This window comes from Candidatus Neomicrothrix sp. (assembly GCF_035329545.1).
In the GTDB taxonomy this organism is placed as follows: Bacteria; Actinomycetota; Acidimicrobiia; order Acidimicrobiales; family Microtrichaceae; genus Microthrix; species Microthrix subdominans.
This window is the reverse complement of the sequence record NZ_DAOLGP010000027.1, coordinates 32669-58966: the sequence shown is the minus strand read 5'-3', so window position 1 is coordinate 58966 and position 26298 is coordinate 32669. Positions and strand designations below refer to the sequence as shown.

24 protein-coding genes are annotated in these 26298 nt (G+C 65.2%); 19 read left to right on the top strand and 5 right to left on the bottom strand.

Annotation, left to right across the window (positions count from 1 at the left end; genetic code table 11):
- Positions 1 to 493: 493 nt before the first annotated feature.
- The 3 genes from PKD89_RS14125 to PKD89_RS14115 all read left to right on the top strand — a co-directional run bounded on the left by PKD89_RS14125 (position 494) and on the right by PKD89_RS14115 (position 4065).
- Positions 494 to 1093 (top strand): ABC transporter ATP-binding protein, encoded by a 600-nt coding sequence (locus PKD89_RS14125; protein ID WP_289011827.1) that lies wholly within the window; start codon positions 494 to 496, stop codon positions 1091 to 1093.
- A 29-nt stretch (positions 1094 to 1122) separates the two neighbouring features.
- On the top strand, positions 1123 to 3207 hold the full coding sequence (locus tag PKD89_RS14120; protein ID WP_324332505.1) for a hypothetical protein: 2085 nt from the start codon (positions 1123 to 1125) through the stop codon (positions 3205 to 3207).
- 273 nt (positions 3208 to 3480) lie between these two features.
- Positions 3481 to 4065, top strand: coding sequence for an AAA family ATPase (locus PKD89_RS14115; RefSeq protein ID WP_289011824.1), 585 nt, complete (start codon positions 3481 to 3483; stop codon positions 4063 to 4065).
- A gap of 190 nt (positions 4066 to 4255) precedes the next feature.
- On the opposite strand, the gene PKD89_RS14110 is transcribed toward PKD89_RS14115, so the two are convergent.
- The gene (locus PKD89_RS14110; RefSeq protein ID WP_289011823.1) at positions 4256 to 4909 is read right to left on the bottom strand and encodes a hypothetical protein; all 654 of its coding nucleotides are present in this window, start codon (positions 4907 to 4909) and stop codon (positions 4256 to 4258) included.
- Positions 4910 to 5374: 465 nt separating this feature from the next.
- Between PKD89_RS14110 and PKD89_RS14105 the strand changes: the two genes are divergently transcribed.
- Both PKD89_RS14105 and PKD89_RS14100 read left to right on the top strand, forming a co-directional pair.
- Positions 5375 to 5539 (top strand): hypothetical protein, encoded by a 165-nt coding sequence (locus tag PKD89_RS14105; RefSeq protein ID WP_289011822.1) that lies wholly within the window; start codon positions 5375 to 5377, stop codon positions 5537 to 5539.
- A gap of 84 nt (positions 5540 to 5623) precedes the next feature.
- A complete protein-coding gene (locus PKD89_RS14100; protein ID WP_289011821.1) occupies positions 5624 to 5905 on the top strand; it encodes a hypothetical protein in 282 nt (93 codons plus the stop codon).
- 371 nt (positions 5906 to 6276) lie between these two features.
- Here PKD89_RS14100 and PKD89_RS14095 read toward each other — a convergent pair whose 3' ends face one another.
- Positions 6277 to 7167, bottom strand: coding sequence for a hypothetical protein (locus PKD89_RS14095; protein WP_289011820.1), 891 nt, complete (start codon positions 7165 to 7167; stop codon positions 6277 to 6279).
- A 2103-nt stretch (positions 7168 to 9270) separates the two neighbouring features.
- A complete protein-coding gene (locus PKD89_RS14090) occupies positions 9271 to 9723 on the bottom strand; it encodes a helix-turn-helix domain-containing protein (protein WP_289011819.1) in 453 nt (150 codons plus the stop codon).
- Positions 9724 to 9830: 107 nt separating this feature from the next.
- Between PKD89_RS14090 and PKD89_RS14085 the strand changes: the two genes are divergently transcribed.
- The 5 genes from PKD89_RS14085 (at position 9831) to PKD89_RS14065 (ending at position 13849) form a co-directional block, all read left to right on the top strand.
- A complete protein-coding gene (locus tag PKD89_RS14085; RefSeq protein ID WP_289011818.1) occupies positions 9831 to 10157 on the top strand; it encodes a helix-turn-helix domain-containing protein in 327 nt (108 codons plus the stop codon).
- A complete protein-coding gene (locus PKD89_RS14080) occupies positions 10154 to 10408 on the top strand; it encodes a hypothetical protein (RefSeq protein ID WP_289011817.1) in 255 nt (84 codons plus the stop codon). The genes PKD89_RS14085 and PKD89_RS14080 overlap by 4 nt, the downstream gene beginning before the upstream one ends.
- Positions 10409 to 10750: 342 nt before the next feature.
- Positions 10751 to 11317 carry a WhiB family transcriptional regulator gene (locus PKD89_RS14075; protein ID WP_289011816.1) on the top strand — a complete coding sequence of 189 codons (567 nt, stop codon included), beginning with the start codon at positions 10751 to 10753 and terminating at the stop codon, positions 11315 to 11317.
- A gap of 180 nt (positions 11318 to 11497) precedes the next feature.
- Positions 11498 to 11677, top strand: coding sequence for a hypothetical protein (locus PKD89_RS14070; protein ID WP_289011815.1), 180 nt, complete (start codon positions 11498 to 11500; stop codon positions 11675 to 11677).
- Between the two features lie 1335 nt (positions 11678 to 13012).
- Positions 13013 to 13849, top strand: coding sequence for a hypothetical protein (locus PKD89_RS14065; protein ID WP_289011814.1), 837 nt, complete (start codon positions 13013 to 13015; stop codon positions 13847 to 13849).
- A 685-nt stretch (positions 13850 to 14534) separates the two neighbouring features.
- On the opposite strand, the gene PKD89_RS14060 is transcribed toward PKD89_RS14065, so the two are convergent.
- Positions 14535 to 14822, bottom strand: a complete 288-nt coding sequence (locus PKD89_RS14060) for a hypothetical protein (protein WP_289011813.1) — start codon at positions 14820 to 14822, stop codon at positions 14535 to 14537.
- Complete coding sequence (locus PKD89_RS14055; RefSeq protein ID WP_289011812.1) at positions 14819 to 15646, bottom strand: ParA family protein; 828 nt, start codon at positions 15644 to 15646, stop codon at positions 14819 to 14821. Before PKD89_RS14055 ends, PKD89_RS14060 begins: the two co-directional genes overlap by 4 nt.
- 311 nt (positions 15647 to 15957) lie before the next feature.
- Here PKD89_RS14055 and PKD89_RS14050 point away from each other — a divergent pair, with 311 nt between their 5' ends.
- The 9 genes from PKD89_RS14050 (at position 15958) to PKD89_RS14010 (ending at position 26292) form a co-directional block, all read left to right on the top strand.
- Entirely contained in the window at positions 15958 to 16677 is a 720-nt protein-coding gene (locus tag PKD89_RS14050; RefSeq protein WP_289011811.1) for a hypothetical protein, read from the top strand.
- Positions 16678 to 16706: 29 nt separating this feature from the next.
- Positions 16707 to 19793: an MSCRAMM family protein gene (locus PKD89_RS14045; protein ID WP_289011810.1), complete on the top strand. Its 3087-nt coding sequence runs from the start codon at positions 16707 to 16709 to the stop codon at positions 19791 to 19793.
- 121 nt (positions 19794 to 19914) lie between these two features.
- Positions 19915 to 20289, top strand: coding sequence for a hypothetical protein (locus PKD89_RS14040; RefSeq protein ID WP_289011809.1), 375 nt, complete (start codon positions 19915 to 19917; stop codon positions 20287 to 20289).
- A 99-nt stretch (positions 20290 to 20388) separates the two neighbouring features.
- Entirely contained in the window at positions 20389 to 21390 is a 1002-nt protein-coding gene (locus tag PKD89_RS14035) for a hypothetical protein (RefSeq protein ID WP_289011808.1), read from the top strand.
- The gene (locus tag PKD89_RS14030) at positions 21387 to 21698 is read left to right on the top strand and encodes a hypothetical protein (protein ID WP_289011807.1); all 312 of its coding nucleotides are present in this window, start codon (positions 21387 to 21389) and stop codon (positions 21696 to 21698) included. Before PKD89_RS14035 ends, PKD89_RS14030 begins: the two co-directional genes overlap by 4 nt.
- Complete coding sequence (locus PKD89_RS14025; RefSeq protein WP_289011806.1) at positions 21695 to 22348, top strand: hypothetical protein; 654 nt, start codon at positions 21695 to 21697, stop codon at positions 22346 to 22348. Before PKD89_RS14030 ends, PKD89_RS14025 begins: the two co-directional genes overlap by 4 nt.
- A 13-nt stretch (positions 22349 to 22361) precedes the next feature.
- Entirely contained in the window at positions 22362 to 23066 is a 705-nt protein-coding gene (locus PKD89_RS14020) for a hypothetical protein (RefSeq protein ID WP_289011805.1), read from the top strand.
- 56 nt (positions 23067 to 23122) lie between these two features.
- Positions 23123 to 24790 (top strand): hypothetical protein, encoded by a 1668-nt coding sequence (locus tag PKD89_RS14015; RefSeq protein ID WP_324332504.1) that lies wholly within the window; start codon positions 23123 to 23125, stop codon positions 24788 to 24790.
- Positions 24787 to 26292, top strand: a complete 1506-nt coding sequence (locus PKD89_RS14010) for an SCO6880 family protein (protein ID WP_289011803.1) — start codon at positions 24787 to 24789, stop codon at positions 26290 to 26292. Before PKD89_RS14015 ends, PKD89_RS14010 begins: the two co-directional genes overlap by 4 nt.
- Positions 26293 to 26298 lie beyond the last annotated feature (6 nt).

Sequence of the window (26298 nt, the reverse complement as noted above, 5' to 3'; positions counted from 1 at the left end):
ACGAGCGACCACTCGGTACCCGGCGAAGTCGGTCGCCGCCGGTCAATCTCGCAGCACCTCATAATCGCTCACTGGCCCGAATCCGGCCGTCTCAAATACGAACGTTTTTGAGACAAGCAGCGCCCCGGCCATTCCGGCCCAACTACGGCGCCCCGGAACCCCACCGCATTCGGGGCTGCTGCTGGCCGGGACTATGCAGCGTGCGACTCGGGCCGATATGCGGCGGGGTGTGCGGGCCAACGGGCGGGAATATGTCGCGGCGTTATGTGCGGGTCGGAAGCCTTTCCTGGTACTGATGCCGCGGCAATTGGTGGGTCCGGCTTTGCGCTGGCCCGGTACCGGGCTGGGCGGAGTAGCCTTTTGGCTTCGGTCTTCGCCGCCCAGCTGTAGGAGCGATTTGTCAACCGATACATCTGGGTCAGCGGACGGACGTTCTATTGCGGTCGGGGTTGTCGCATGTGTTTCTGAATTCGGCGATCAGGCCGTGGGGCCGGTGTCGTTGGAGGTCGGGTGGGGGGAGACCGTTGCGTTGGTTGGACCGTCGGGGGCTGGAAAGTCGACGGTGTTCCGCTGGCTTCGTGGTGACCTGATACCTACCTTTGGTCATGCTGCGGTGTCGGGGGTTGAGTTGGGTCGTCTATCTGGCGGCAAGCGCAGCGACTTCATCCGGGAGCACCTCTCGGGTGTGGATCAGTCACCGTTGTTGCTGCCCGAGTTGGGCGTGTTGGAGAACGCGGCTTTGCCGTTGCTGTTGGACGGAATGGGTTCTGAGGCAGCGTTTGAGAGTGCCCGGTCGGCTTTGTCTGCTGTTGGGATCGAGGACCTGGCCGGTCGGGACCTGCGGACGTTGTCGGGTGGTCAGCATCAACGCGTCGCTGTGGCGCGAGCGCTGGTTCGACCGGCGGGAGTTGTGCTGGCTGACGAGCCCACGGCTTCGCTGGATCGGGCGAATGCTGATCGTGTGGGCTGGTTGTTGGTCGATCAGGTGCGGAGCAACCCGCAGCGTGCGCTGTTGCTGGCGACGCACGACTTGGCTGTCGCAGGGTTGTGCGATCGTGTCGTCGATCTGACGATGATGCCGAGCAACTGTTGATCCGTGTCGTAGCGAAGTTGGCCGGGCGCGTGGCGATCTCGCGCCGCGGCGGCCAGCGGGGCCGCGCCTGGCTGGTGGTGATCGCTGTTGGGGTGTTTACGGCTGCGACCTGGTGTGCCGCTGGTTTCTGGTCGGCGAGTCAGCGAAACGAGGCCAGGGATCGCGCTCGTATGCCGGTGGTGAGCTTCTCTAACGATGGCGTTGGGGTGCCGATGGTTGAAGACAGTTTGCCGATTATGGATGGGCGCCAATTCGAAATCCACTGGCTTGGCGCCGATGCTGAGTCGGTACCGGCCGAGTTCGGCGGGCGACTACCAGCGCCGGGGAAGGGGTTCGTGTCTCCGGGCCTGTTGGAGGCTTCTGGTGGCGTTTCGGGTTTCCAGGAGCGGTTTGGTGTTGGGGTGGATGAACACAGTGGGGATGTCCGTTGGGATCGGGTGACGGCCTTTGCTGACGAGTTTCTGGCGTTTGCGACGCTTCCGGAAGGCCTGGTGCTTCCGGAAGCGCGCGTCGCAGGGCAGCACCGCTTCCTGGTGGGTTTTGATGCTGAGGAACTGGGCGCCAGCCTGCCGACAGGATTTCAGACACCGAGAGGTCTCGTGGCGGTGCCACATTCGCTCGACGAACGTTTGCCTTCTCCTTCACAGGCGCTGACGGGCGCCCTATTTGGGCTGGTTGTACCGGGTCTGTTGGTGCTGGGTCTTGGCCTGTCTGCCCATTCGACGCTGCGCGCGCAACGGAGCGACGCGTTGGTCTACCTCGGGGCTGGCCCCAATTCGTTGGATGTGTTCGATGCTGCGGAAGCCGCCGTCCTGAGCGTGCCGGTCGCTTTGGTCGTTTCGGCGATGATGTGGGGCGTCCTGGGTGTGCCGACAACGTTGCCGTCCGGCTCGGTTGAGTACCTGCCCGGAGACTTGCGGCCGGGTGCGGGTCGTTCGGGCGTCGCTCTGGTCCTCGTTCTGCTGGTGCCGGTGGCGGTCGGGGCGCTGATGCCAAAGGTGACCGCTTGGCGAACGCGGCGTAAGCAGCGCACCGTCAAGTGGGGCGGCCTTGTCTTGTTGCTCGTGCCCGTCGCGGTATCTGCCGCGAGCACCCTGATCCCACCCCAGGCGAGGGCTCTGCGTTTTGTGGCGGTACTGGCGTCGGTCGTCTCGGTGGTTCCGCTCGTCGCCGTTGCTGTTCTTCCGTGGCTCGGAACGCTGTTGGTGGTGCCTGACCGCGTGGCGAGACTGCTTGCCGGTCGCCGGTTCCAGTGGGGCGACAAGCGGGGATCTGATCTCATTCGAATCACGACGCTGACCGTCGTGGCCGTCGTTGTGGTTTCGTCGATCAATCTCCTTGCCGACAGCGCCGCCCTGGAGGAGTCGAGTTCGCGGTCGGGTATCGTGACCATCGACACCTTCGCAGAAGTGGATCAAGCGGCATTCACCGAATTCGATGCACGCGTGCCCGGGGCTCCAATCGGGGCTGTGGTCGATGGGCAAGTGTTCGTTGCCAACTGCGAACAACTGGCGGCTCTTGTCGACGTCAGCGCGCAGGGGTGCGCAACGAACCCCGAACGGTTCATGAACGAGGTCAATCGCTCGGAGTCTCGCCGCTTCGAGACGTACACGATCGGCAACCCGCCACCAGATCGGCCGGTCGGCCAGATGATTGCCCGAGTCGATTCGGACAGCCAAGCCCATGCGCTTCAAGCCAACGCCAACGCCATGTTCGGTCCTTCAAGCGTGTTGGGTTGGGAGTATTTGGGGCCAAACCCCATCACCGGGTGGATCTCGCCCCTCGGTGCTGCAGCGGTCGGCCTGTTCGGCGTTGCGGTGGCCTTGCTGATTGCGAACACGATCAGGTTCCCATCCCAGAGCGACCAATCGTTGGTCTGGCTCGCCGCGCCGGCTCCAACCCGCCGCGCAGTATTGCGCTGGGGCCTTCATTCCGCGGTGTTATTCGGTGTGCTGCTCGGAAGCGGATACGGCATCATCGCAGTAAGTGCGGGAACACCAGGCGAAATCACCCAACTGGACCATGTCTCGCTGGCCATCACAGCGATCACCTGCGGGATCGCAATTTCGGCCATCGTCGAAACATCCCTCTGGGCCCGTGCCAGGAAGCCGTAGGTCGCACACACCCCGTTCAACGTGAACCGCTCGACACGACCCCCGCCGATAGTCGAGAGCCCCTACGGCGCCTGCCCGGGGTTATGCGGTGTTCGGGTTGGATGGATATGCCCGTGAAATTGCGGCGCCACGATGGGGCCGTTCCCGAGTGGCCGCCAGCGCACTCCTGCCGAGATTCTGCGTTGGTGATATGTGCGAATTCGAGCGTCACCGCGGTTTGCAGAATACCGGCAAGGTGCGGCGGTTGGTTGCGCCAGCGATCAGACTCTCGGGATGACCGATCTTGTGACGATTCTCGGGCCTATTGGTTCGGGCAAGAGCACGTTGGCCGAGCTTCTCGCCGAAAGGGTTCGTGAAGCGGGCCTCGCCGTTGCGTCGGTTGACGTCGATGATGTGCTGGCGATGCTGAGCGCTCCCCTCGAGCAGTTTGCCGAGTCCTGGGAACGAGTTCGGCGCGTTCACGGGAGTCTGGTCGGCGCCTGGGTCCGATCCGGAATTGACGTCGTGATTGCCCACGGGCCGATCTTCACCCCGGCGGAGACCGAGGCGTTCGAGGCTGGCCTTCCCGTTGGAACGCGCACGCGTCGGATTCTGTTGACGGCACCCTTCGGCGTGGCCCTCGATCGGGTATCAGCCGACCAAACGCGGGGTATCTCTCGCGATCCCCAGTTCCTTCATTCAACGTACGAGCGATTCGACAGGCTGCTGCCCGACATTCCGCCCTGCGACTGGTCCTTCGATACCTCCACGGTGACCGCAGCCGAGATCGTCACTGCACTCGAGACGCTCCTCGTGGAGGCGGTGCCAACCACATCGACGTATCAGCCCCCGGCTCCCGACCTCCACCCGAAATCGTGAAGGGATACGCCTGCGAAACCTCCTCCCGATACGGAGGTTGGATCGTCGGTGGCTCGGAGCTGAGGGAGGCGCCCTTCCATCGAACCCAACGAATAGTCGCCAGTCCGCATGGAGAGCCTGGGGCCGCACTTCGGCGCTCTCGGTAGCCGCCATACGGGACTATGCGGCACCACGGAACGGCCGAAACAGGTTAGGGAGTTCGGAGCAACCGGCGGTGCCTTTGGGGTCTCCTTACCGCTCCGGGATCTCGGGCTGAAGTCTCACGGCCGAGGCCCGTGTCGCTGCATGAAAAGGTTGATGCCTTCCGCCATGATTTGGGCGCGCTGAAGGTCGAGGACTTGAAAGTTCCCATGCGCTGCATCGTTCCGCAGACCCGCCCACGCAGTGATGTCCTTAACTCTTGCTTGTCGATGACGTGCGCATTCTTGAGCGCAGACGCGTAGGAGTTGATCCCCGGTTTGCCACTGAGCTCGGGCGAGCCGGCGTGATGCCACATGGATCGGAGAAGTTCCTCAAGTGATGCGCCCGCCAGCACGATGGGCGCGGCGACGTGGACCGCTCCATCAGAGAGCAACTGCTTCACCTGCTCCATCAAATCCGTTGCTGCCTCTACGCGAGCAGCCACCTCGAAGGAAACTGCGGAAAGGAGTCCGCCCGATCGACCGGCGGCAAACTGTTCGAGAATCCGGGCCAGCCGTTCCAGGTACTCGAACGCACTCATGTCGGTCGCAAGCCCCTCGATCGCGGCTCGGTAGAAGTCGCTGTCACCGGCGAAGCGCCGCAGTACTTCGAGCGCTCCAGCAGCCTCGGCCTGCGCCTCTTTCGCTGGCGGCGCAGACGACACCCACCCTCCCCCGCTCGATCCATTGTACTGAGGCTCTTGCGCTGCGGTCCTCAGGCGACCGGCTTCCTCAACAGCCCACGCATCTGGTTCGAATTTTGGCGACATCATCATGCAACTTTCTTGTCGGGGTAGTAGGAGCAGGCGAACCGCTAGCCCCGCGAGTCGATGACCGTCGCAAACGCCACCAATATTCGACCGACAACCCTGCCCGCCAACTAGGCATCGGGGGTACCCCGTAAACCTAGGCCCGCTAGCCTCGCCACTCCACGCAACCGGCGCTTTCGGAGGCTGTCGGCCGGGATTAAGCGGCACCACGGATGGGCCGTTACCGGGTGGGCGAAGTGGAGGCTCGGCCGATGATTCCGGGCGGTCATATGTGCTGTGTGCGGTCAGGTTGTCCGGCAGAATTCGACGAGCTGACAACTCCTATTGTCATCCGTGCTTGTGGCAACTAGTGTTGTCGCTGTGGAGATCCTGGCAAGTGCTCGCAAGCACGGCATCTCCGACGACGACATCGACCATGCAATCGACCACGCTCTTGGGTGGATCAGCCACCCTGATCAACCTGACTTCACCATGCTGGTCGGCCCCGACCGCCGGGCTGCGCTCCTTGAGGTCGGCGTGCTTTAAGCAGGAGAACAGGACTACGTGATCCATGCAATGCAGGCCCGACGCAAGTACCTGAAGATGATTGCCTCCAGGAGGTGACCCTCGATGAAGACATCCAAGCACCCAAAGAACCTCACCGAAGACGAAGCAGCGGCAATTGTGGAAGCGTTCGACGACGCACCCGAGGATGGCTATGTCGTCGGTGGTGGAGGTGCGCTCGACGAACTCCGCGCTGCGGCAGCGGCACGCCAGGATGCCGTCGAGCGGATCAACGCAGCCGCCATGCGCGCCCGAAGCGAGGGAGCATCGTGGGGGGTCATCGGAGCGCAGCTTGGCATGACCCGACAAGGCGCTCGCCAGCGCTTCGAACGGCTTGCCAACACCTGACCAGCGTCCTCAGCGGAAGTAACTGGAGGAACGCCGGGTAACGCCCAATCAGAGCGCCAACCGATCGCCTGGCTGCAATCTGGTGCCAGCATCAGCCGCCCGTTGTTCGGAATTGAGCACTACCCTCGAACGCCCAGCACCCGCTCGATAATCGCGGCTCGAAATGCGCCATCGCCCACTCGGTAACCGGCGAAGTGTGGCGCCGCTGGTCAAGTTCGTAGCGCCTCATAACGCTCATCGGCCCGAATCCGGCCGTCTCAAATACGAAGGTTTTTGAGACAGGCCAAGGGCCGGCCGTTCGGCCCAACTGCGGCGCCACGAAACAACGCCTTCGGGCTGCTGTTGACCGGGAATGGCCCTGGCGTCCGATCTCAGGTCGATCTTCGCACCAGTCCTGCGTTGAACCAGTGCACGAGCGTTATTGCCAGCCCGACGGCGACCATAGCCTCCTCATTCGACACATCTCCCGGCGCCGAAGGCTGGCCGCCGTGTCGATCATGCTGCCCGTGCCAAAGCATCCGCATCATCGACACCACGACCTCGCCGGTTGGTGCCTTGGAATGCTCGCGCTCCAGCGACAATGTCCAGTCCCCTTGATCCTCTAGTTGGCGGAGCACTGTGCCTAGCGTCGCACCCCGGTTGGTGGGCGAAACGATCGGGATCACCGCGTCTTCCACCGCCAAAATGGCCAACCGGTACGCCTCACTTGCGTTGGACGCGAGGCCGTAAAGCTGCCCCCACGCATCGGCCAGCCTCACCCCCGCCCGTCCGGCTCGGGCCATTATCGAATCCGCCGCGATCTGCACACCGAGCGGAACTCTGCGTACCAAGCCGGGTCGGCCAGACCTTGTGCCTACCGCCCACGCAGACTTTCCGCGCTCGAGAACCGCATCTAGGCTGTTGGCCGCAGCACTGCTGTCGTGGGCGAGTAGATAGTCGGCTACCTGCAGGGAGTGTGGGTGGCGACGCAAGACGGCCTCAGCTCTTTCGAGCTGCCGTCTGCCGTTGTCATGCCCAAGGGCCGTTCGCAGGTTTGGCAGCGCAATCTTGAGGGTCTGGCACATCTGCTCAGCCAGGCCGATATTGAGCATCGCGACGCGCCCACTCCCATTGTGGAATTGGCGGTAAGTCGTCAGCGATTCAAGCACCCAAGCCCAATAGGGAGCATCCAGCCACTCACGAACGCCGTCGTGGAGGGCGTCGTACTCTGCAACCTCGTCTTCTGAGTCGACCCCGAGCGGGCGCCACGGTTCTTCGCTCACGTTGGTGATTGTTCCACTTGGCCCCAACATGGACCCCACCCGCATGATTCGTTTTGGTGCAGGGCTCCATCCACCGATCATGTGCACGAGGGTGCCAAATATGGCCGAGTTCTAGCACGCTGATCTCTTCAGTTCATGTCTGGAGTCGGTGGCTGCTGGGGCAACCGTGGTCTGGAATCTCGGGAGCTTCTTGAGGTCCGCCGAGAGTGGCGGCACGGTGCTCGACAGCTGCGCTGCTGGCCACAGCCCAGCTCGTAGCGGCGGAGCGCTCCGGGCACAGAGGGTCGGATCGACGAAATGCCGATATATAAGAGGGGAGCACCTTTCGGCTCCCCTCTTATAGAGAGGCAGAGTCATGAACACAGCTATCTACGCAGCAGCAATCGCCGGGGTGCTCAGCATCCTCAGCGACCTACTCACCGTGGTCTCGTTCGCCCGTCACCTGTGCCGGAAGGGGTTTCAACGGTTCGGCCGGTGGTTACCCGTTTCGGTCGTCATCACGTTTCGAGCGTCAGACGAAGGGCTGCCTCGACGACGGACCCCAGTCGTCGAGGGCGTCGGGTGCGACCAGGAGCATGGCGGTGGCCCTGTACCGGTGCCAGCTCGTGGTGAACACGTAGACCCCTTGGACCCCAGGGAGCCACGGATGGTCGCGCAAGAGTGAGCGACAACAGCACGCCGGCGGGCTCGATGTTGCCGACGCTCATGCTGTTCGTCCGCAACCCCAGCGGCCACCAGGTCCGTGGCCATAACGTCCGGCCTCCAAAGGCCGCCGCAGCCCGAACGGTTCGCCCGGCCCGAAATCGGGCTCACATCCCAGTCATACCTAGCAAAACAGGCAGACAAGAGTGAATGGCGCGCGGAACCGCTAAGATGGGGAGTATCGGCGCGGGAACGCGTCGAAGCCGCCAATAACCCAGGAGGAGAATCGGCGAACCACGACACTGCTAGTACAGCAAGGCGATGCACTTGAGACGTGCAGCTCATCGCTTTGCCCTTGTCATGGTAAGGGTAACAGCGACCGTAACCCGGTGCAAATACCTGGACATGTACAAGAACTCATCAGTTTCGCGGCTCCTCAACAAGCATTAGGAGTTGCAATGACCAAGACCAGAACACAGCGAAGCTCCAACGGGGGCGACGGCCGAGAACCGAGCCCGTCAGGGCTGCCACCGCTAGTTGCGATGGCGGCCATAGCGGCCATGGTAATCATGGCTGGCCTGGCGCGGTGCCTTCACCAGGACGGGATTCTTCCCGGAGAGGTCCAGGCATCGTTGACGGTGATCGGAGTCGCGTACATCCGGATAATCGCGGAGCTCCGAAAGCGGTGATCATGGTCTGAGGGGGGTGCACAAGATTCGCTCTCGTGCACCCCCCCCTCAGACCGTTCGGTGATGCAAACCTCGGCTGCCCTGGGGCGGACATGCAGCTCGACTACGAGGAACCGCCACAGATCCAGTCTCACACTCGGACGCCGTCTCAAATACGGCCGTTAACGAACGCTGGTGAAGGCGACTCCTGAAAATCGTTGGGCACCCCCTCGATGCGTTCACAACTCGTGCGCGGAATCAACGTCTCACTACTCCCCCACCAAACCCGTTATTGATACGGTCGCCCGATGGGCCCCGGTCATCTTCTGGGGTACGCACGGGTCTCGACGGCCGGGCAGGATGCGTCCGGTCAGGTCGACGCGCTGAACGCCACCGGCTGTGCTTGAGTCTTCGTCGAACACTCCTCCGGCGCATAGGTTGAGCGGGTCGAGCTGGCCAAGCTCCTCGACCAGTCGCTGCCGGGCGACGTCGTGTGCGTGGTCAGGCACCCTCGGAGCCCTCGTTGCCATGACCGCCGAAGTTGCCACCTTCGCCGCCAGGCACCTGCCCGCCCTGGTGACCAACGCCCTGGGCAGCACACGATCGCTCGTCATCGCCCTGGCCGGCGAGGGTCTGCCAACCTGACCAGCGCTGATCCAGACCATCGGACCCACCGGTTTTTCGCCTCGACCGGCTCCCCGGCCACTCCGCTACCTCATCGGACTGAGTGGCTTGGATACCCGCCACAGGAGCACTCGACGACTAGTTCCAATGGGGGTCGGCCTTGGAACCCTCAATCACGGTTGGCAGTCAAACGCGATGCCTTGAGCCGCTCAGCCACGTCCTGAAGTTCCAGGACTGCTGCCTCCCTTGAGAGGTCAGCACCATCCGATCTAGCCGCCTGCGCCGCGCCTTGTGTCTCTAGTGCGGCGACACGCGTCTCCAGTCCCCTCAGGTCGGCCTGCGTGCGTTCGAGAACGGCGGCGAGGGTTGTCAGCGCATCAGCGACGATCGATGCGTCGATTCCGAAGTCGGTGCCGTCGTCGGGTGACTCCAGCGCCTGCGTGATCCTCATCCGGACACGTGCCGTTACTTGTGGCCGCTGGCCCCGCTCGATATCGGAAACGGTTGTATAGGACACTCCCGCTCGAGTGGCGAGCTCCGACTGGCTCCAACCGAGCTGCTCTCGGTGTGCCCGCACCCACGAACCATCAAAGTCGTCCGCCGTGCGGTGGTGCGCCTCCATGGCTCGATTGTCTCACTTGCGGTCAGGTCTTGGGGCGACCGCGTGCAACAGCACGCGTCGCTGTGTACTATCGGATACTATCGTTTACGACAGCACAGGAGGCCCTGATGCCGCTCACCGCAGGCAACTCACATCGTTACGCACCCGGCGGCCCATCCGACGTGATCGTTTTGGATACTGGAAAGTTCCTCGGCGATGTTCGCGAGGTGATTCGTGAGGCCCTGGATGGGGCAGCCGATACCGCCGGAAGGCGCGCATCGCTCAGCCCATCTGACGCTGCCACCGAGCTGGGGCTGAGCGAATCAGTGGTGCGCAAGCTGGTCAACTCCGGAGAGCTGGGACACCGTCGCGTGGGGTCGCGGATTCTCATTGGCCAGGAGCACATCGCAGTCTTCCTCTACGGGTCCGACCGTCACGGGGTCGAAGCATCATGACCAGCCCGTTAGAAGCTGCCGAGAATGCTGCGCTCGGCCGGATTGATCGGGCCAAGTCGCTGCTGCTGATGTTGGTCCCGCTCGGGGACGGTTCGGATCCGCTTACACGCATCGACGTTGCCGGCCGGTGCGAAGGGTTCCGCGGTGAGGTGATGTCGGCCGCCGGCGAGGCAGAGGCAATCGGAGCGTGCCGCCTCGCTACCCAAGACGCTGAGGCGCTTGCTTCCGAGATCACCGGTGCGGCGCCATGAGGGTCCATGCGCCTACCGCGCATGTGCGGGCAGTTGGACCACCGACTGTTGAGGCCACGCTGACGATCGCTGCCCGCGATACCGGCCTCGAGGTGGTGCCTTGTGCGCTCCGGTCGTTGGAGCACGGAGAAGTCACGCCTGATGCGGTTGCGCCACCTCGAATCGTCGGCGAGGTCGCCGGTTCCTCGCCTGTCGGCGTGGACGAGGTGACTGCCCGGTGTCTCGAGCGTCCGACTCAAACCTCTCAAGGAAACCCGGCGGGGTGGAGTCAAGAAAAGAAGTGAGACCCGGTGCGTAGGAGCGCCCCGGGTCTCGGTGTTCAACGATCTGAAGGGATCAAAGATGAACGTTCTAGACCGTAGCAAACGGCGTCAAGCATGGCGCTCAAGCGCCGCTTGCGCGGACCCCGAGATATCCCCGGATCGGCGGGTGTTCTTCCCACCGAACGAGACGCTGCCGGGTGCGTGTGAGCCCGCCAAATCGGTGTGTGCTCAGTGCCCGGTGGCGGGTGATTGCCTGTGGTTGGCGCTCGTGGAGCGAGCCGCCGACGGGGTGTTCGGCGGACTGGCATCACCAGAGCGTCGCCACCTGCTGGAACGCACTCCCGGGCTGGCGATTGCCCTGCGGGTGATCTACGTGGCCGACCAGTTGCCCGAGTGGATCACCCACCAGGACATGGCAACGATGTGCATTGGCGCCGGTTCGAAGCAGCTCCGACCGGTGTGGGCCATCCGCCACCCACCTAGCGGTGATCGGGTGCGAGGTGGCAGGTGGATCAAGGACGAGCTGATGGCGTGGGCCCTCAACCTGGTGGTCGGCTGGACCCAGGGCGACGACTGCCCTCCACCGTTAGCCGACCGGGTGCGCCATGAACTCGCACGGTTCCCGCACATGGTGGTGTGCACATGACCCCGTCCGCGAAGCTTCTCGAAGAGCACGCTCTGTCGACCGGGTGTGAGTCCGGTGCTTCCCCAGCCCGGTAACCGTTGCCCCGGGTGCGGGGACATCGACGGTGCCAGCCACGAGCTGGGATCCGCTCAAGTGTGGGACGGCGGCGTGCGCCTGGTCTGCCAACACGTTCTGTGTGGAATGTGTAAACGCACGGACCCCCAGTTCGCTGTAGTGGCAGTGATCGACCGCGTGCCGGTGTGCGAGCACTGCCTGCCGCTACGCCGGGCGGTGCTGGCCCGCATGGCGCGTGCCCGCCGCTCAGCCGGCGCCCCATTGACCGTTGCCGACCGTCGGGCGCTCGCTGAGTGCGACCGATGAGCAGCGACCCTCGTTCCGTGCCGCTCCCGGTGATGTCTGCCGACTCCAAAGAGTCGCCATGATGGTCGAGGCACCATCGAGCGCACCGACACAGCTGGGCGACGACCTGGCCCGGGCGCTCGTCCGGCGCGGCGTGGATCGCGCTGTGGGGCATGCGACTGGTCGGCGCCGGGGTGGCTTCCGCGAAGGCGCCCATCAGCGTCCTGTCCGCGGGCCTTCCTACGAACACCGGACCACCCGCATCCCACTACCAGGCGATCGCGACGTGAAGTTCCGGGGTCACGTTCGCGGCGTGGTCGAGATGATGGTCGAGTTGGGCGTCTTGGATTCCACCGACGAGATCGTGGCCCTGGCCATGCTCTCGCTGGCCAACGAGTTCGGACTCCTGGCTTGGGCGAACCAACGAAAGATCGGCCGGCGCTCCCGCGTAGCGGCACGGACGGTTCGGAGAGTCCTGCCGAAGCTGCGGGCTTTGGGCCTGGTCGATTGGTCTCACGAGTTCCGCAACGGACGCCCGTACCCGAACAGATACGTGTTCCTCTTGCCTGAGCGCTGGACCCGCAGCCGTGTACTTGCCGCCAAGAAGCGGGTCGGAGCTGAACCCGACGGTCGTGTGCAGTACGCAGAGTGGTGCGTACGGGTCGCCGACGAGGTGATGGACCCAACTCGTGGCCCCCGCCGCCGGCCGCCGGCCTCCAAACAAGGACAAGGCCGGGTAGGCCGCCCAGCAGCCTCGAGTCCCAGACCCATCAGCGAAGAGCCCGCTGTCGCCGACGACGAGCACGACCGAGCTGCCCGAGTGTGGGCCGACAAGGCCTCGACCGGTCAATGGGCGGCAGTGCTGCCCAACGAAGACTCACACTGGCTCAAGACATCCGTAGCGCGCCGTGGCAGCGCTGCCCGAGCTGCCGTCGTAGGTGCTGTTGCGCCGCTGCTCAGGGCCGGCCTTGCAGTTCCAGGCCCATCTCCCTAGAGGCACCGGGCCGGTGACCACGAGTCCCGCGAGCTGACAGACCGTCCCAGCTCATCATCCCTAATTGACCGGCGTTGCCGCACCCCACGGGGTGCGGCAACAAGCGCGTGCGGGCTTTCAAATCTGTGGACAACCAGGTCCTCCAGCTGCACTTCGGCGGCGAGCGTTGGCCGTCGAGGCCGAAGGAGGACGGCATGGTTTGGCCGTCAATCAAGGGCTCCCTTCGGGAGCCTGATGTAAAGGGCACCGATGCCAGAAGCCGAGCAAGGCAGTTCCACCGACATCAGGAACGCCACCAGTTGTCAATCGCACCCCAACGCAACTCTCCGAACTTGTGTCAGCCTTGCTATTCTGATCAAGGAATGGTCGTCGCCGGCGCCTCCAGGACTGCGTTTGACGATAATAGGCATGGAGGGCAAGTGCACCCGCTACTGGCAGAGTCAACGTTCATGCAACGAACGGCTGGGGAATGGGAGGCCATCGGGACCTGGGCAACGGTGCTGGTCGCTCTAGTTGCTGCGTTGGTCGCTTTGAGACAGGTAAAAACGGCTAAAGATATCCGACGCGAAGAATCGTGGCCTTACGTTGCGATCTACATCGAGTCCGTTGCTTCTAAGCCGCAGTTCGTAGATCTGGTAATTCGAAATTTCGGACAAACTGTAGCTACGGCTATTGAGATTGTCCCGGACGCGCCCGTGTTGCGAGCCGCGAGCGATTCGGGAACCGAGACTGAGGAAGTAGAGTTCCCAACCAGCATTGTCACGCTGGCTCCGGGTCAGGAGTGGCGAACGCTATGGGACTACGCTCCCGACAGAAAGCGCCTCAAGGTTCCCAATCGGTACAGCTTCTTCGTTTCATATCAAAGCTCGGATGGCAAGAGCCACGCCCACACTTACGAGATTGATTGGTCCGCATATCAAGGTCGACGCTGGGTCAACGTTAAGACCGTCGACGACGTGGCCAAATCTCTTAAAGAAGTCCAGAAGATCTTAGGCAAGTGGACCGAGAGTATCCACGGAAGCATTTCGGTCTACGTACGGGATGGCGATAGGAAAGATGCTCAGAAACGCGAGGCTGACGCAGAATGGCCTAAAAAGCTAGCTGAATTCAAAGAACAACTTCGGACATGGTCGGCTGGGGAGCTAGAGATTGAAGAAGGCGACGCCGACGCCGACGCCGCCGACGACGCCGCTGACTGACCTCCTGTCTGCCGGGTGCGGTTCTGTATCACTGCACCCGGTAACTGCATGGTGTGGGTCTCGGATTGTGTCGTGTTTTCTCGTGGTCCTGGCTTGGCCGGCGGCTAGTCCGACTCCGACACGATGGGTGCGTGCTGGACGGGTCACCGCTCCGCCGTCCGGTTCGAACAGGCCGAACGGGATCGGCCGAGGAGGAAGGAGCGGGAGCGGGAGCGAGCACCCGCCCGGCCCGGCTCAACCTGCTCGACCTGGTGGGCGTGCTCGGGGTCCGCTTCCTAACGGACCAAGGCGGGTCCGTCTCCTACCCGGGCACCCGGTCACCTCAGCACGGTCCGGCTCGGCCTCCACCAAGCACAGAAGCTCCAGGTGGGCACACCTAGCCGAGAGACGCCCGCCCCGCCCCCGTGGCTGCGTCCTGGGCCCTACTAGAGCAGCGCTTCCGGTGGCGTTCGAAGAGACTGGAGGAGGGGGTCAGCTTAAGAACGTCGCCGCCAACCCAGCGTTGCTCTGAGGATCACTTCACACAGGTGAGAAGCTATTCGCCCCACCCGGTCATGGCCCCTGCCCGGCAAGATCGCTTGGGTTGTAGCTGAACGGTGAGGCGGCCCATCGCTCTGACCCCGATAGTCCCGCTTCACTTCAGACCCTCCGTGTGCCGTCTCAAAGTCGAGCGGTGGGTTGACGCTCACGCCTGCTCAGCGATCAGATGGGCAAGATGGGAGCGGATCAGGTTGGCCACGGTGGTCCCCCGCTGGGCGGCGACGATCTTGGTGGCGATCCAGACCTCTTCGCTGACGTCGACGCCGATCCGTTTGGTCCTGACCGTGCCGGGCGCCAGGGCCGGGCCCGCGGGCGCTGCCGGCGTCGCTGCAGGTGCACGGTCGCTGGTTGTTGGGTCGTTGGCGGCGGGTGTCGTACCGATGCCGAGGTCGGCTAGTAGGTCGCTGTCGAGGGCGTTGCGTCGGGTGCTCATCGCTGTGCTTCTTCGCCGATGAGCATGCTGGCAAGCCGTACTGCGACCTGGCGGTAGTCGTGCACGAGCCCTGCGGCCGGGCCGGTGCGGGCTGCGGTGAGCGGGAGTCCGGCTGATGCGGTGTCCTGGAGGACGGTGCGGCGCGGAATGGTGCCGAGGATCTGACCATCGAACACTTGCTGGAGCCGGTCGGCGTGATGTGCGTGTTCGCGGGTGATCGCCTGTGCGTTGATGACGACTCCGCGGAACACGCATCCGGGCTGGTAGGCGGCCTGGACGGTGTTGATCAGCTGGATGATCGTCTTGAGCGGTTCAAGAGCGAGGTAGTCGGGTGTGGTCGGGACGATCACTCCGCTGGCGGCTGCAGCCAGGGCAGTGGTGGTGAGCATCCCGAGGGAGCCCGGGGCGTCGATGAGGACGTACTCCCAGCACCCGGATACCTCTTCGAGCATCAGCCTGAGTTGCTGCTCGGTCCCTGGATCCGATGACCGCTCGATGCGAGCATGACGTTGACCAGCCGGAAGTACGTCGAGCCCCCACTCATCAGACCGGACGACCTGTGCCTCGATGTCGTGGTCGTCAATTGCCGCTGCGTAGCCAACGTCGCCGGCGCCGGGTGTGAGCCCGACCAGCCGGGTGAGTGACGCCTGTGGGTCGAGGTCGATCAGCAACACCTTGGGTGCGCCCGGTCCGGCGGCGAGGGCGTGACCGAGGTGGGCGGTGGTTGTGGTCTTACCGACTCCCCCCTTGTGGTGGACGACAGCGAGCGTGTGCATGGTCTGGTTTCCCTTCGAGGTGGTGGTCACCGTCAACGTGGCGCGCATTTGTGGGAATGGTCCGTTGTGGGTTCGTGAGCATGTGGAAACGAACAGATGTACATCGGCAGCGATGGGCGGCCGTGGTGGATCGGTTTGGCGAGCAGCATGGCGCAGCCGTTGCCGACTCTCGACGCCCAAGAGCTACGCGCCGGTTTGCACATCTGAACAAATGGGGGTTTGTACACGTCGGGTGAACAAATGGACAGAGGTGGGTTTTGGCAGTTGTACAAATCGTGATCTGAGGGGTTGAGGAACTTCGACGGTGGTCGCGTCCGACCCCACCCCAATCCCACTAATGACTTGTATTCCTTGTGGCCATGAGGTCATTGGGTGCCCGAGCGGTTCTGACGGTTGCGGTGTTGGCGGTGCTGACGTCGTGCGCGTGCCAGGTGGCTCCTCGGAACGTGCGGGTGTCGCCCGGCAAGGTGCTGGTTGTCGGTGATTCGCTCGTGGTGGAGGCGAAAGCCGCCATCGAGGCGAGGGTGCCCGGCGCCCGGGTAGTAGCTCGAACCGGCGCTGCGCCCTGCTCGCTACTCGCCGACGCGGTCGCAGCGGCGGGGTCTGCCGATGTGGTGGTGCTGGCCTTCAGCGGCAACGACTCGTTCTTGGCGCCGTGCATGTCAGGTTCTGATCACCGGATAGGCGGCGCCTACCGGGACAGCTACGAGGACTACTCGGACCGGATCGGTTTGTCGAAGCTGCGTATGGCGCTCACCCCGGTGTGGGATGACGGACACGCGGCGAACAGTGTGACGGCTCGCAGTGTCGCCGAGGCATGGGCGACGACCAGGGGTGTCCCGGTCGTTGACGCAGCCATCGGGCTGGGTGGCGACCGTTACGTCGCTGGCGCCCGACGACAAGCCGGTGAGTCCGGGTCGGGCTCGAAGTCGTTCGTGGCGCTTCGTGCGGCGGATCGGGTCCACCTGTGCGTGGCCACCGAATACGACCGGGGGTTCACCGGACCCAGTTGCCCGGCGGGCAGTTCGGCGGGAGTGACTCGTTTCGCTGCCGGAATCGCGCGGGCGGCCAGCTCGTGATCGACCACAACATCAACCAGGAGGTTGGTATGAAAGTTCACACCAAGAGAGGGAGCGCCGCTGCTGCGGTTGTTGCGCTCCTTCTGACAACTCTGGGGACGCTGGTGTTCCCAGGCACGGCAGGTGCGGCGGTCGTGCGAGCGGGTGGTGTCACCGGTGTCCAGGTCAATGGAACCGGTGGCGGCGACGGGCTGTCGTACGTCGGCCTCTACGAGCTGACCGACCCGGTGACCGGCAGACGTCAGGCAACCTGCATCGAGTGGGACGGTCGCGCACCTGACGATCAGCCAGGTGCCTATTTGGATGGCGGGTTGACCGACGATCCGATCATGTCTGCGCTGGCGTTCACGGTCGACAATCTGAGTGGTCCGTTCAAGGACGATGAGGTTGCCCAGGCCGCTTTGGCGGTGGTCGGCAAATACCGGTCCTCGCAGCTCGGTTTGCCTGGTGCGACGACCTACCCGGTCGGGCTGCCCGACCCGACGTCCGGTGCCGACTTCCGTCTGTCTGACGGTAGCGGTGGGGTGCGGACCTTCAACGGCAACCAGGCCAGCTCGGCGGGTGCGGTGGCCGCTACGGCGATGTTCGCCTGGACGGTGATGGAGAACACCGGACGCGACTGGGCTTGGACCCTCGACTCGGCCACACCTCATCCGGGCGTTGACGGCGGGGTCATCGACACGGAGTGGACCCTGCGCAATGCCGCCGGGAACCCAGTTGGGAACAGCCAACCCATTCTCGCTCCACCTGGGTTGCAGTCGAACGTGACCGTCGACGGCTTCTACGACGACGCGTTTGACCAGAAGCTGACCGACTACGGCTTCCCAGCTCCGCTCACCAGCAGCGACGGCAAGGCGTACCTGCGGGTGAACGTCGTCGACGGCACCAAACCGGTGAGCTACGGCGTTTCGATCGTCGGCCCATCCAGCGCTCGAGTGTTGCGTCCGGTGGATGAACGCCAACAGACCATGATCGTGGCTGGCACCCCGAAGGTTGCACAGGCTGATGGGCGCCAAGAGGCCCCGCTCGGCACCGTGCGGATCGGCAAGCTCGACGGCGTGTCCGGCGACCCGGTTGCTGGGGCAACACTCCGGCTGACCGGCCCAAACGGTTACGACGAGACGTTCACCTCGACGACGTCGCTGATCGAGATCCCCGACGTTCGGGTCGGGAACTACCGGCTGACCGAGACGGCCCCGCCTCCGGGCTACATCACCGAAACTCCGGCACCGACCGTGACCGGGTTGCTCGACCGTGACGCCGAACTGACGCTGACGGTCGACAACTACCGGGAGATCGACGGGCAGACCACGGCGTCGGAATCGGTGGTCACCTCCCAGGGCGACACCCAGGTGTTCGACGAGATCACCGTCACCGGTGTGGACAACGACCAGGAAGTTGAGGTCGAGGCGGTGTTCTATGCCGTCGAGAACACGACCGCCTCCCCACTCACGATCGACCTGGCCGCTGGGATCTGCGATCCGGACAACGAGATCGGCCGAGAGACGATCAGCGTCACCGGGCCGGGTCCGCACAAGGTTGGTCCGTTCACGATCCCGGCGGGTTTCCGTGGTGTCACCACGTTCCAGGACCGGGTGATCGGAGCGGGCCCGCAGAACTGGTTGGACGCCTGCGGTCAGCCGGCCGAGACCACCGTGGTGTATCCGCTGATCGAGGGCGCAACCCAGGCGCTCGACACCGACCCGGAAGGTGACGAGGAGCCCGGCTCTGAGGTCATCTCCGGGGATGGCGCCCAGGTGTGGGACCGCGTGGAGGTCTCCGGACTCGCAGCGGGCGAGACCGCTGAGGTCACCGCCCAACTGTTCTCGGACCCCACCCAGAAGTTCCCGTTCGAGGACGGATTCTCCACCGACGCATGTGCCCCGGAGAACCTGATCGGAGAGCCGATCACCGTGACGGTCACCGGTGCTGGTGCCGCCGATGAGGTCGACACGATCGTCGTCGGACCGTTCACGATCCCGACAGGATCGGAAGGCAAGGTGTCGTTCCTCGACACCGTGTCCGGCACCGTCGAAGGCGACCGTTCGGTCACCCGACAGTGGAGCGACACCTGCGGCAACCCGGCCGAGACCCTCACCGTGCGCAAGCCGATCGAAGCCAAGACGGAGGTGTCGGAAACCAAGATCGTCTCCGACGATGTCCACGAGGTCTTCGACGTGGTGTCGACGAACCTCAACGACGGCGAGACGGCCACGCTGACCGCCGAGGTCTACGGCTACTTCGACGTGGACCACACCTTCGCCGAGGGCAATGAGGACTGCGAGCCCGGCAAGGTGCTCTCGACGTTCACCCAGGACGTGACCGGTCCCGGCCCGCACAAGTTGGGCCCGTTCCGCACCGACGCGAACGCTGAGGGGCAGATCACCTGGCAGGACGGCCTAATAGCGACCGTCGGTGAGGACGCACGAGGGTGGCTCGACGGCTGCGGTACCGCTTCGGAAACATCGATGGTGCGCCGCCCGATCGAGGGCTCCACCCAGGTGACCGAACGCCGGGTCGTCAACGACGGCACCGTCGAGCTGTTCGACGAAATCACCATCAAGGGGCTCCGCGATGGCGAGACCGCCACGGTCACCGCCAACGTCTACGGCCCCTACGACCAGCGTCCCACCGGCGACGACTGTGGTGAGGGCGAGCTGCTGGAGTCGTTCACCGTTGAGGTGACCGGCCCCGGCCCCCACCTGATCGGCCCCTACAAGGTGCCCACCGAGATGTTCGGGTTCGTCACCTGGCAGGACGGAGTGGCGTCCGAGGACGGTCGCACGTGGATCGACGGTTGCGGTCGGGTGACCGAGACCACCGAGCTGGTGCCACCCGACGACGACACCCCCCCAACCACGACGCCACCACCCGCGCAGCAGCCGCCGGACCTGACCACGCAACGGGTCAACAACCCGGCGTCGCCTCCGTCGATCCCCAAAGCACCGGCGACTCCCGCGAACCCATCGAATCCCTCGGGTCCGTCGGCGCCGCCATCGCTGGCGGTCACCGGAGCCGGCGTGGGCGTTCTGGCGCTGGTCGCGCTGGGCCTGGTCGCCGCCGGGCTGGTGCTGGTGCGCCGTCGCCGCACATCCAGCGGGAAGGTGCCCGCCTAGATCGCCTTTCGATCCCTTCAAGGCGAAACACCGGCCCCTCCCACCAACGAGGGGCCGGTGTCCGCACCCGGATGGCCGTGGGTGCGCTGACGAGCCGGGCCCAACGAGAAGGAGCGAACCGATGAAGAAGCCGATGACACGAGTTGTGGCGCTGGTGGCGTTCGGACTGATGGCCGTGCTGACCAGCTGCCAAACCGCAGGTGTGCCAGGCGACGTCGCGATGTTGCCGTCCGCGTCGGAGTCAGCGAGAGCGTTCAGGGCGATGGGCGGGTTGACCGGCGTGTCCTGCCGGTCGGCCGGACACGCTCAGATGCGGTGCTCCACCAGGCAGACCGGAACGGTGACGAGTACCGGGCATGTCGACAGCGGTTCCACGATCGGTATCTACAACTTCGGCAAGTACGCGGTGCGGGCGAACCGCGCCGGCCAGGACCGGATCTCTTGGAGCCGTCCCCTCTGGAACGGCCAGTTCAGGTCCGGCTGGTTCTACGCGTAGGCGTCCCAGCGAGTTCTTCGGCCCTCACGGGTCCGAAGCCGGGGGCAGGGTCGGCGTGGCCCTGCCCCCAACAGATCGACAGCAACGAAAGGGTGCAAGATGAGCGAACGTTGGAGCATTGCGAGCCGCCTGCGGCCGGCGGTGACCTACCTGACCGTGTGGCTGTCGGCGTCGGTGTTCGCCGTGGTGGTGTGGGCCTCAGCCGCCGGGGCGCAGGAGCCGTACCGGGGATCGCTGCCGGTGGCACCGTCGTCCACGGTGACGACCGGAGACGCGTTCTCACCGTCGGCGGTGGTGTTCGTCGAGCTCGATGCCCGGGTGACCATCACGGTGTTCGCCGATCGGTCGTGTGACCGCCTGGTGGTGTCGAACACGTTCGACCTGTCCGGTCTGGAAACGTCCGGCCCCCCGGTCACGATTGACGCCCCGGGCCAGTACTACGCCCGCTCCCAGGTAGACGACGGTCCGCTGTCGAACTGTGAACGGCTGGTCGAGGTGGTCGACGAACCAGCCCTTGAGGTCAGCCAGGACGGCGACACGCTGCGGGCCACCTCCAACCTTCGCGGGGTCATGACGGCGGTGCTGATGGAGCCGGGCTGCACCGGTGGAGCGTTGGGATCAACACAGTGGCGCGCCGACGCCCGCACGTCGCAGTCTCCGCCGTTGGCTGCACCGCCGGGACGCCCGGCGGCCTCGGTTCAGGTGATCCTCTCCGGCGACTCGGGCCGGACCGTGACCACCTGCGAGGGGTGGGCCTCGAAGGCGTCACAAGCGACCACGACCACCGCCGATCCGACGGTTCAAGAGGAGGGCGTTATTGCCGCTCGCCCGGCGGAACGCACGTCGACCACCCTGCCCGGTTCCGGTGACCCCTTCGTCGAAAACACTTCCGTGTCGCCCACGACGACCACCGTCGCGACGACGGCGGCGTCGACCACCTCCATCCCGAAACCGACGGTCACCGGAGCGCCGGACCTGGCCGAAACCGGCCCTTCCCGCGCCGCCACCACGGCTGCCGGCGCTGGGGCGCTGCTCCTGCTGGCGGGCGCGCTGACCGTCCTGATCTCAAGGCAAACCAACAAGGAAAGGGGCACATCATGAGTGTCATCACAACGGCCGTTCACACGATGGCGAGCATTCCAGCCGGGGAGTGGGCACAGGACCTCTCCAACCCGTCACCCAACATGAACGCCCCGGGCGTCAACCAGTGGGCCACCCTCGCAGGGTTCCTCAAGGGCTGGGGGATCGTGGTCCTCGGGCTGGTCGCTTTGGCTGGTGCGGTCCTGTTCGGGGTCGGCGGCCGGGGCAACTCGGGGATGCGGTCGACTGGGGCGATGATGGTCGGCGGCTCCGTGTTCGCCGCGATTCTCTTGGGTGTCGTCATCCCGATCTTCAACCAGTTCACGTGAGCGGTCACCCAGCGTCGAGGGCGGAATCTTCGGCCTCGACGGTCCCAGCGCACGACCTGAGCGACTCCCAGCTCCTGGCCGCTCCCCACCCGGGCGCCGCGTCCCGTGACCGACATGAGCAACTCGTCTACGCGCACCTCTCCGACGCTGCCGGCCAGCACTGGTTCGTGTGCGAACTCGACCATGATGCCGGGAGGGCGGGTGTGTGGGAGTGGCCGGTCGGGGACGGGCGCCGCCCAGGCTGGCGTGAGGTTTCGCTTCAGGATCTGGCGTCGAGGACTGGGTCGAAGCAGGTGTCGTTAGATCGCGGTTGGCAACGGCAGAGCACCGCCGGCTGCGGTGTGGATGCGTTCAGCATCGGCATGGACCGGATCGACCGCGTGGCGGCGAAGCTCGCACACGCCGCCGGTCGCGGGGCGCCCGGCGAGATCGACCCGGAGTTCGCGAGCCGAGTCGCCCATGCCCAGGCGGTCGCTACGAGTCCTGGGATGAGCGTGTGGGATCGCCGGGGCAGCTTCATTGCCGAGGCCCGCCGAGCCGAAGCACAAGGCCTGCACACCTACGACCGGCTGATCAGCCAACAGGTGACCCGCCAAGCCCCGGAGCCGGTACCGGTCCCACAAACCGCTGTTAGGCAAACACCAAGGTGAAAGGGGTGCTGCAATGGGTGCAGACGAGAGACGCAAATGGCCATGGGTGGCCGCAGCGGTGGTGGCGGTCGTGTTTGTCGGCTTGGCGGTTGGTGGTCGCCTGATTGGCGATCCATCCGCACCACCAGCGGTGAGGCCGACGTCGACGACGAGCGAGCCTCGGAGCACCTCGCCGTCGACGCCGCCGTCGTCGATCGCAAAAGGAAAGAGAAAGCCGAAGGGGGCGAAGCCAGCGGATGCCCCGGCTCCAGGGTCGGCTGCCGAAGCCGCAACGACCTGGACCGAAACGGTCAGCGGGCTGGTGTACGAGAAGGCGGCTGACGCTCGCGCTCAGATGATGGTGCTGTCGGAGTCGGAGGCGGCGATCGGCAACGAACTGGATGCGTTGAAACAGCGCCAGAAGAACGTCGCCGAAGCCGACGACGACGCGCTGATCTGGTCGCAGTTCGCACCGCTCGGTTTGAAGGAGACGACCGGGCAGGGTCGCACGACCGTTGACGTCTGGGGGGTGTGGGTCCAGTCGGCCGACCCGGTGGTCGAGCCGGTCTCTGCGTGGATCATCTGGTCGGTCGACCTCGAGAGGGACGGCACGGGTTGGACCGTGGTCGGGTCCGACCGTCAGGAGGGACCGGCGTTCGGGCTCTCGCTCGACACGGTTCCTGCTGGTGCCGACCTGGCGTCAGACCTGGGTGGGTTCGATCCGGTCGGTGTGCGATGACCACCCGGGCTCGACACGTGTCCCTGGGGTCGGTCGGCTTGTTGACGCTCGCCGGCGTGTCTTTGTTGCTGATCCAGCGGGCTGGAGCGGCGCCAGCCGATATCGGCGACTGTTTCCAGCTCGATACCGCTGGGTGCGCATCGACCGTTGGCGGTGCGGCGGACAAGATCGGTGGCGTAGCTAGCGGTGTTCAGACGGCGCTCGGAGGCCCGGAGGAGTGGCTGAAGTCCGTCGTCAAGTCGGCCAGTGAGGCGATCGAGCTCTGCTTCGGGCTGGTGCAGCACTTCCTGTCCACCCAGGCCGATCCCCAGCTGGTGGCACCGTGGTTCGCCGAAGGTCCGTATAAAGCTGCGACACGAGTGGCGGCGATGCTCGCCACCCTGGCTGCCTTCATGGAGATCGTCCGGGCGACCGTCAAGGGCGAGATGGGCGGCTTGGCCGGGCGCATCATGCTCGGACTTCCGGCAATCGCCATCGCGATCGGCATAGCCCCAACGGTGCTCCAGACGGTGGTCTCGTTCGTCGACTCCATCTCCTCGGGGATCATCGGTGCGTCGCAGGCCGACCTGCGCGGGTTTTCCGATTCGGTGCTGGACCGCACCGGGGACGGTGCGTCCGGAGTTGGTGGGGCGCTCGTTGTGGTGCTGGTGCAGATCGTGTTGATCTTCAGCCTGATGGCGACCGCCCTCGCGCTGTTGCTTCGTCAGGTGGCTGCCTACCTGCTGGTGGTGATGATCCCGATCTCGGCGATGGGGGTGGTGTTCGAACCGGTACGGAAGTTCGCAACACGCACGATCGAGGTGTTCTTCGCCATCATCTTCAGCAAGATCGTCATCGCGTTGGCGCTGTCGATTGGGGCGGCGGCGTTGGCCAGCGCGGTTTCGGCGCCGTCCGGGCCGCCACCTGCGGCCAAGCCGCCCGCTGCGTCATCTTCGACGACCGCGCCGGCAAAGCAGCAGGAGGGCATCGCCCTGATCATGACCGGCCTGGCGGGCATCGTGACCTACGGGGCTGCCGCATTCGCCCCGATCGGGCTGCTCATGTTGGTGCCGTCGGCAGAAGCGGCGGCGATGTCCATGCGGGGTGTCCGTCAGATGGGCGGTGAGGCACGCCAGTCGGTCGGTGGGCTGAGCGGCGTCGACCGAGCGAAGGGCACCGCCAAGCAGGGGGCGACGATGGCCGTTTCAGCCGGAGTTTCGTCCGCCGTTGCCGGTGCTACCCGGGGTGGTGGCGGCGGCGGAGCAGGTGGTGGCGGAGCCGGAGGCGCAGGGGGTGGTGCCATCGGCGGCGGTGGCGCATCTGGGGCTCTGCCAACCGGGGGAGGTGGCGGTCCTGGCAACGGTGCCCCGGGTTTACCACCGGGCGATCAGAGTTCTGGCAGTGGCGGCGATGCCCCCATGGTCGGTGGTTCCGACGGCGACGCACCCTCGCCGTCGGGGCCACCAGGAGGTGGGCCGGGATCCCGGCCCGGCGGGTCGTCGGAGTCGCCGCCGCCGGACGGGAGCCCTCCCACCGGTTACGGCCCTTCACCATCAGCAAGCGGCCCGGGTGACGGGGAGTCGTCCTCGAACGTGCCAACTGCCGAGTCGCCGCAACCCTCGCCGGGCAGTGGTTCGACGCCGACAAGCGCGGGTGCGCCAGCCGACCCCCCCCCCCCTGCCCGCCGCTCAGGGCCGGACCCGGCCTCTGACACGTCCGATCGAGCGACAGGAGATCCACGATGAGCGATGACCCTCGAATTGAGATCGCAGCACGGCCAGAGTCGATGTGGTTCGGACTGGAACGGTCTGCCGTCGTCGGCGCCGTGGCCGGATCTGTTCTGGTCGCGATGATCGTCGCCGTCGGATCGTGGCAGCTTGGTCTGCTGGTGGCGCTGGTGACGGCGGTCCTGGCGTTCGGGCGGGTCAAGGGCACCTCGTTGTTTGTGTGGATCGGAATCGTGGCCATCTGGGTTGCCGACCGGTGGCTCGTTCGCGGTGGCCGCAGTTGGGTCGGCGCCGTGCCGGTGGTGGTCGCCGACCCGGACGACGAGGACAAGGTGAAGGAAGCCCGGGACGTCCACCGGTCGGTGAAGGGCCTGAAGTTTGCGACCGCCGCTCCGGAGGGTCGGCGGTCGTTCGGGATCGTGATCGACTCGCTCGCCGACACGGTCTCGGTTGTGCTTCGGGTGTCGGGCACCGAGTTCTCGCTGCTCGAGCCGGCCGAGCAGGGCCGACTCGTCGCGATGTGGGGTCGGGCGTTGGCCTCGATGGCCTACGAGGGGTCGCCGGTGGTGCGGGTCAGCTGGACGACCGAGGCGGGCTCGGCCGAGGTCGGCGAGCACACGAGGCACGTCGCTGACGTGGCAGATGATCCCGACTCGGAAGGCACCCGTCGGTATCTGGCGCTCGTCGAACAGATCGCCGAGGTTTCGACGGAGCACCGGTCGACGGTCACGATCACGGTCGGGGTGCGCAAGGTCAGGTGGCGGCCCCGCCCGGGCGGACTCACCCGACAGGAGCGTGCGGTCGAAGTGCTCGACGACGTGGTGAGGATGCTCGAGGACGATCTGCGAGGGTCCGGGTTCGTGGTCGACGGCAGACTCGCAGCCGACGACCTCACTGAGTCGTTTCTGCGGTCCCGCCGCCCGGTCGACGGACGGTCCCGGGCAGCCGCCAGGTCAGCGGGCGAACCGGTTCCGGCGATTCCGGTTGGCGTCGGTCCGCTGTCGGTGGAGAACTCGCCGGGTCACGTCACGATCGACGGCTACCTCCACGCCAGCCTGGCGATCACCGCCTGGCCATCAACGCTGGTGCGCCCGGCCTGGTTGGAGAACTTCATTGCCAACGCTCCCCCGCCCGGCACGGACCGGCGAGTGACGATCACCCACGTGCCAGTCCCTCCGTCTCAGGCTCGCCGTTCGATCTCCCACCAGCTGTCGTCCCTCGAATCAGCAGCCGAAGTGAAACAGGCCAAGGGCTTCCGGGTCACTGCCGGTTCGCGACGGGTCATGGAGGTGACCCGACGGCGCGAGGAGGCGCTCGCCGACGGGCACCAGATGATGATGGTCGCCGGGATGATCACCGTCTCCGCCGGCGACGAGGAGTCGCTGGAACACGCTGTCGATAGAGCCCAGTCGCAGGCCCGGCAGGCCGGGTTGGAGACGACGGTTCTGTGGCTCCGCCAACCCGCTGCGTGGGCGGCGGGGTTACCGCTCGGCCTCGGGATCACCAGGTTGGACCCATGAGAAGCA

Bases quoted from the DNA above. Each gene is read 5' to 3' on its own strand.
- PKD89_RS14075 (WP_289011816.1), top strand. From the start codon at position 10,751: ATGAACGTTCTAGACCGTAGCAAACGGCGTCAAGCATGGCGCTCAAGC.
- PKD89_RS14010 (WP_289011803.1), top strand. From the start codon at position 24,787: ATGAGCGATGACCCTCGAATTGAGATCGCAGCACGGCCAGAGTCGATG.
- PKD89_RS14080 (WP_289011817.1), top strand. From the start codon at position 10,154: ATGACCAGCCCGTTAGAAGCTGCCGAGAATGCTGCGCTCGGCCGGATT.
- PKD89_RS14030 (WP_289011807.1), top strand. From the start codon at position 21,387: ATGAGTGTCATCACAACGGCCGTTCACACGATGGCGAGCATTCCAGCC.
- PKD89_RS14040 (WP_289011809.1), top strand. From the start codon at position 19,915: ATGAAGAAGCCGATGACACGAGTTGTGGCGCTGGTGGCGTTCGGACTG.
- PKD89_RS14055 (WP_289011812.1), bottom strand. From the start codon at position 15,646: ATGCGCGCCACGTTGACGGTGACCACCACCTCGAAGGGAAACCAGACC.
- PKD89_RS14065 (WP_289011814.1), top strand. From the start codon at position 13,013: ATGGTCGTCGCCGGCGCCTCCAGGACTGCGTTTGACGATAATAGGCAT.
- PKD89_RS14090 (WP_289011819.1), bottom strand. From the start codon at position 9,723: ATGGAGGCGCACCACCGCACGGCGGACGACTTTGATGGTTCGTGGGTG.
- PKD89_RS14050 (WP_289011811.1), top strand. From the start codon at position 15,958: ATGAGGTCATTGGGTGCCCGAGCGGTTCTGACGGTTGCGGTGTTGGCG.
- PKD89_RS14070 (WP_289011815.1), top strand. From the start codon at position 11,498: ATGTGTAAACGCACGGACCCCCAGTTCGCTGTAGTGGCAGTGATCGAC.
- PKD89_RS14100 (WP_289011821.1), top strand. From the start codon at position 5,624: ATGAAGACATCCAAGCACCCAAAGAACCTCACCGAAGACGAAGCAGCG.
- PKD89_RS14020 (WP_289011805.1), top strand. From the start codon at position 22,362: ATGGGTGCAGACGAGAGACGCAAATGGCCATGGGTGGCCGCAGCGGTG.
- PKD89_RS14035 (WP_289011808.1), top strand. From the start codon at position 20,389: ATGAGCGAACGTTGGAGCATTGCGAGCCGCCTGCGGCCGGCGGTGACC.
- PKD89_RS14045 (WP_289011810.1), top strand. From the start codon at position 16,707: ATGAAAGTTCACACCAAGAGAGGGAGCGCCGCTGCTGCGGTTGTTGCG.
- PKD89_RS14060 (WP_289011813.1), bottom strand. From the start codon at position 14,822: ATGAGCACCCGACGCAACGCCCTCGACAGCGACCTACTAGCCGACCTC.
- PKD89_RS14115 (WP_289011824.1), top strand. From the start codon at position 3,481: ATGACCGATCTTGTGACGATTCTCGGGCCTATTGGTTCGGGCAAGAGC.
- PKD89_RS14085 (WP_289011818.1), top strand. From the start codon at position 9,831: ATGCCGCTCACCGCAGGCAACTCACATCGTTACGCACCCGGCGGCCCA.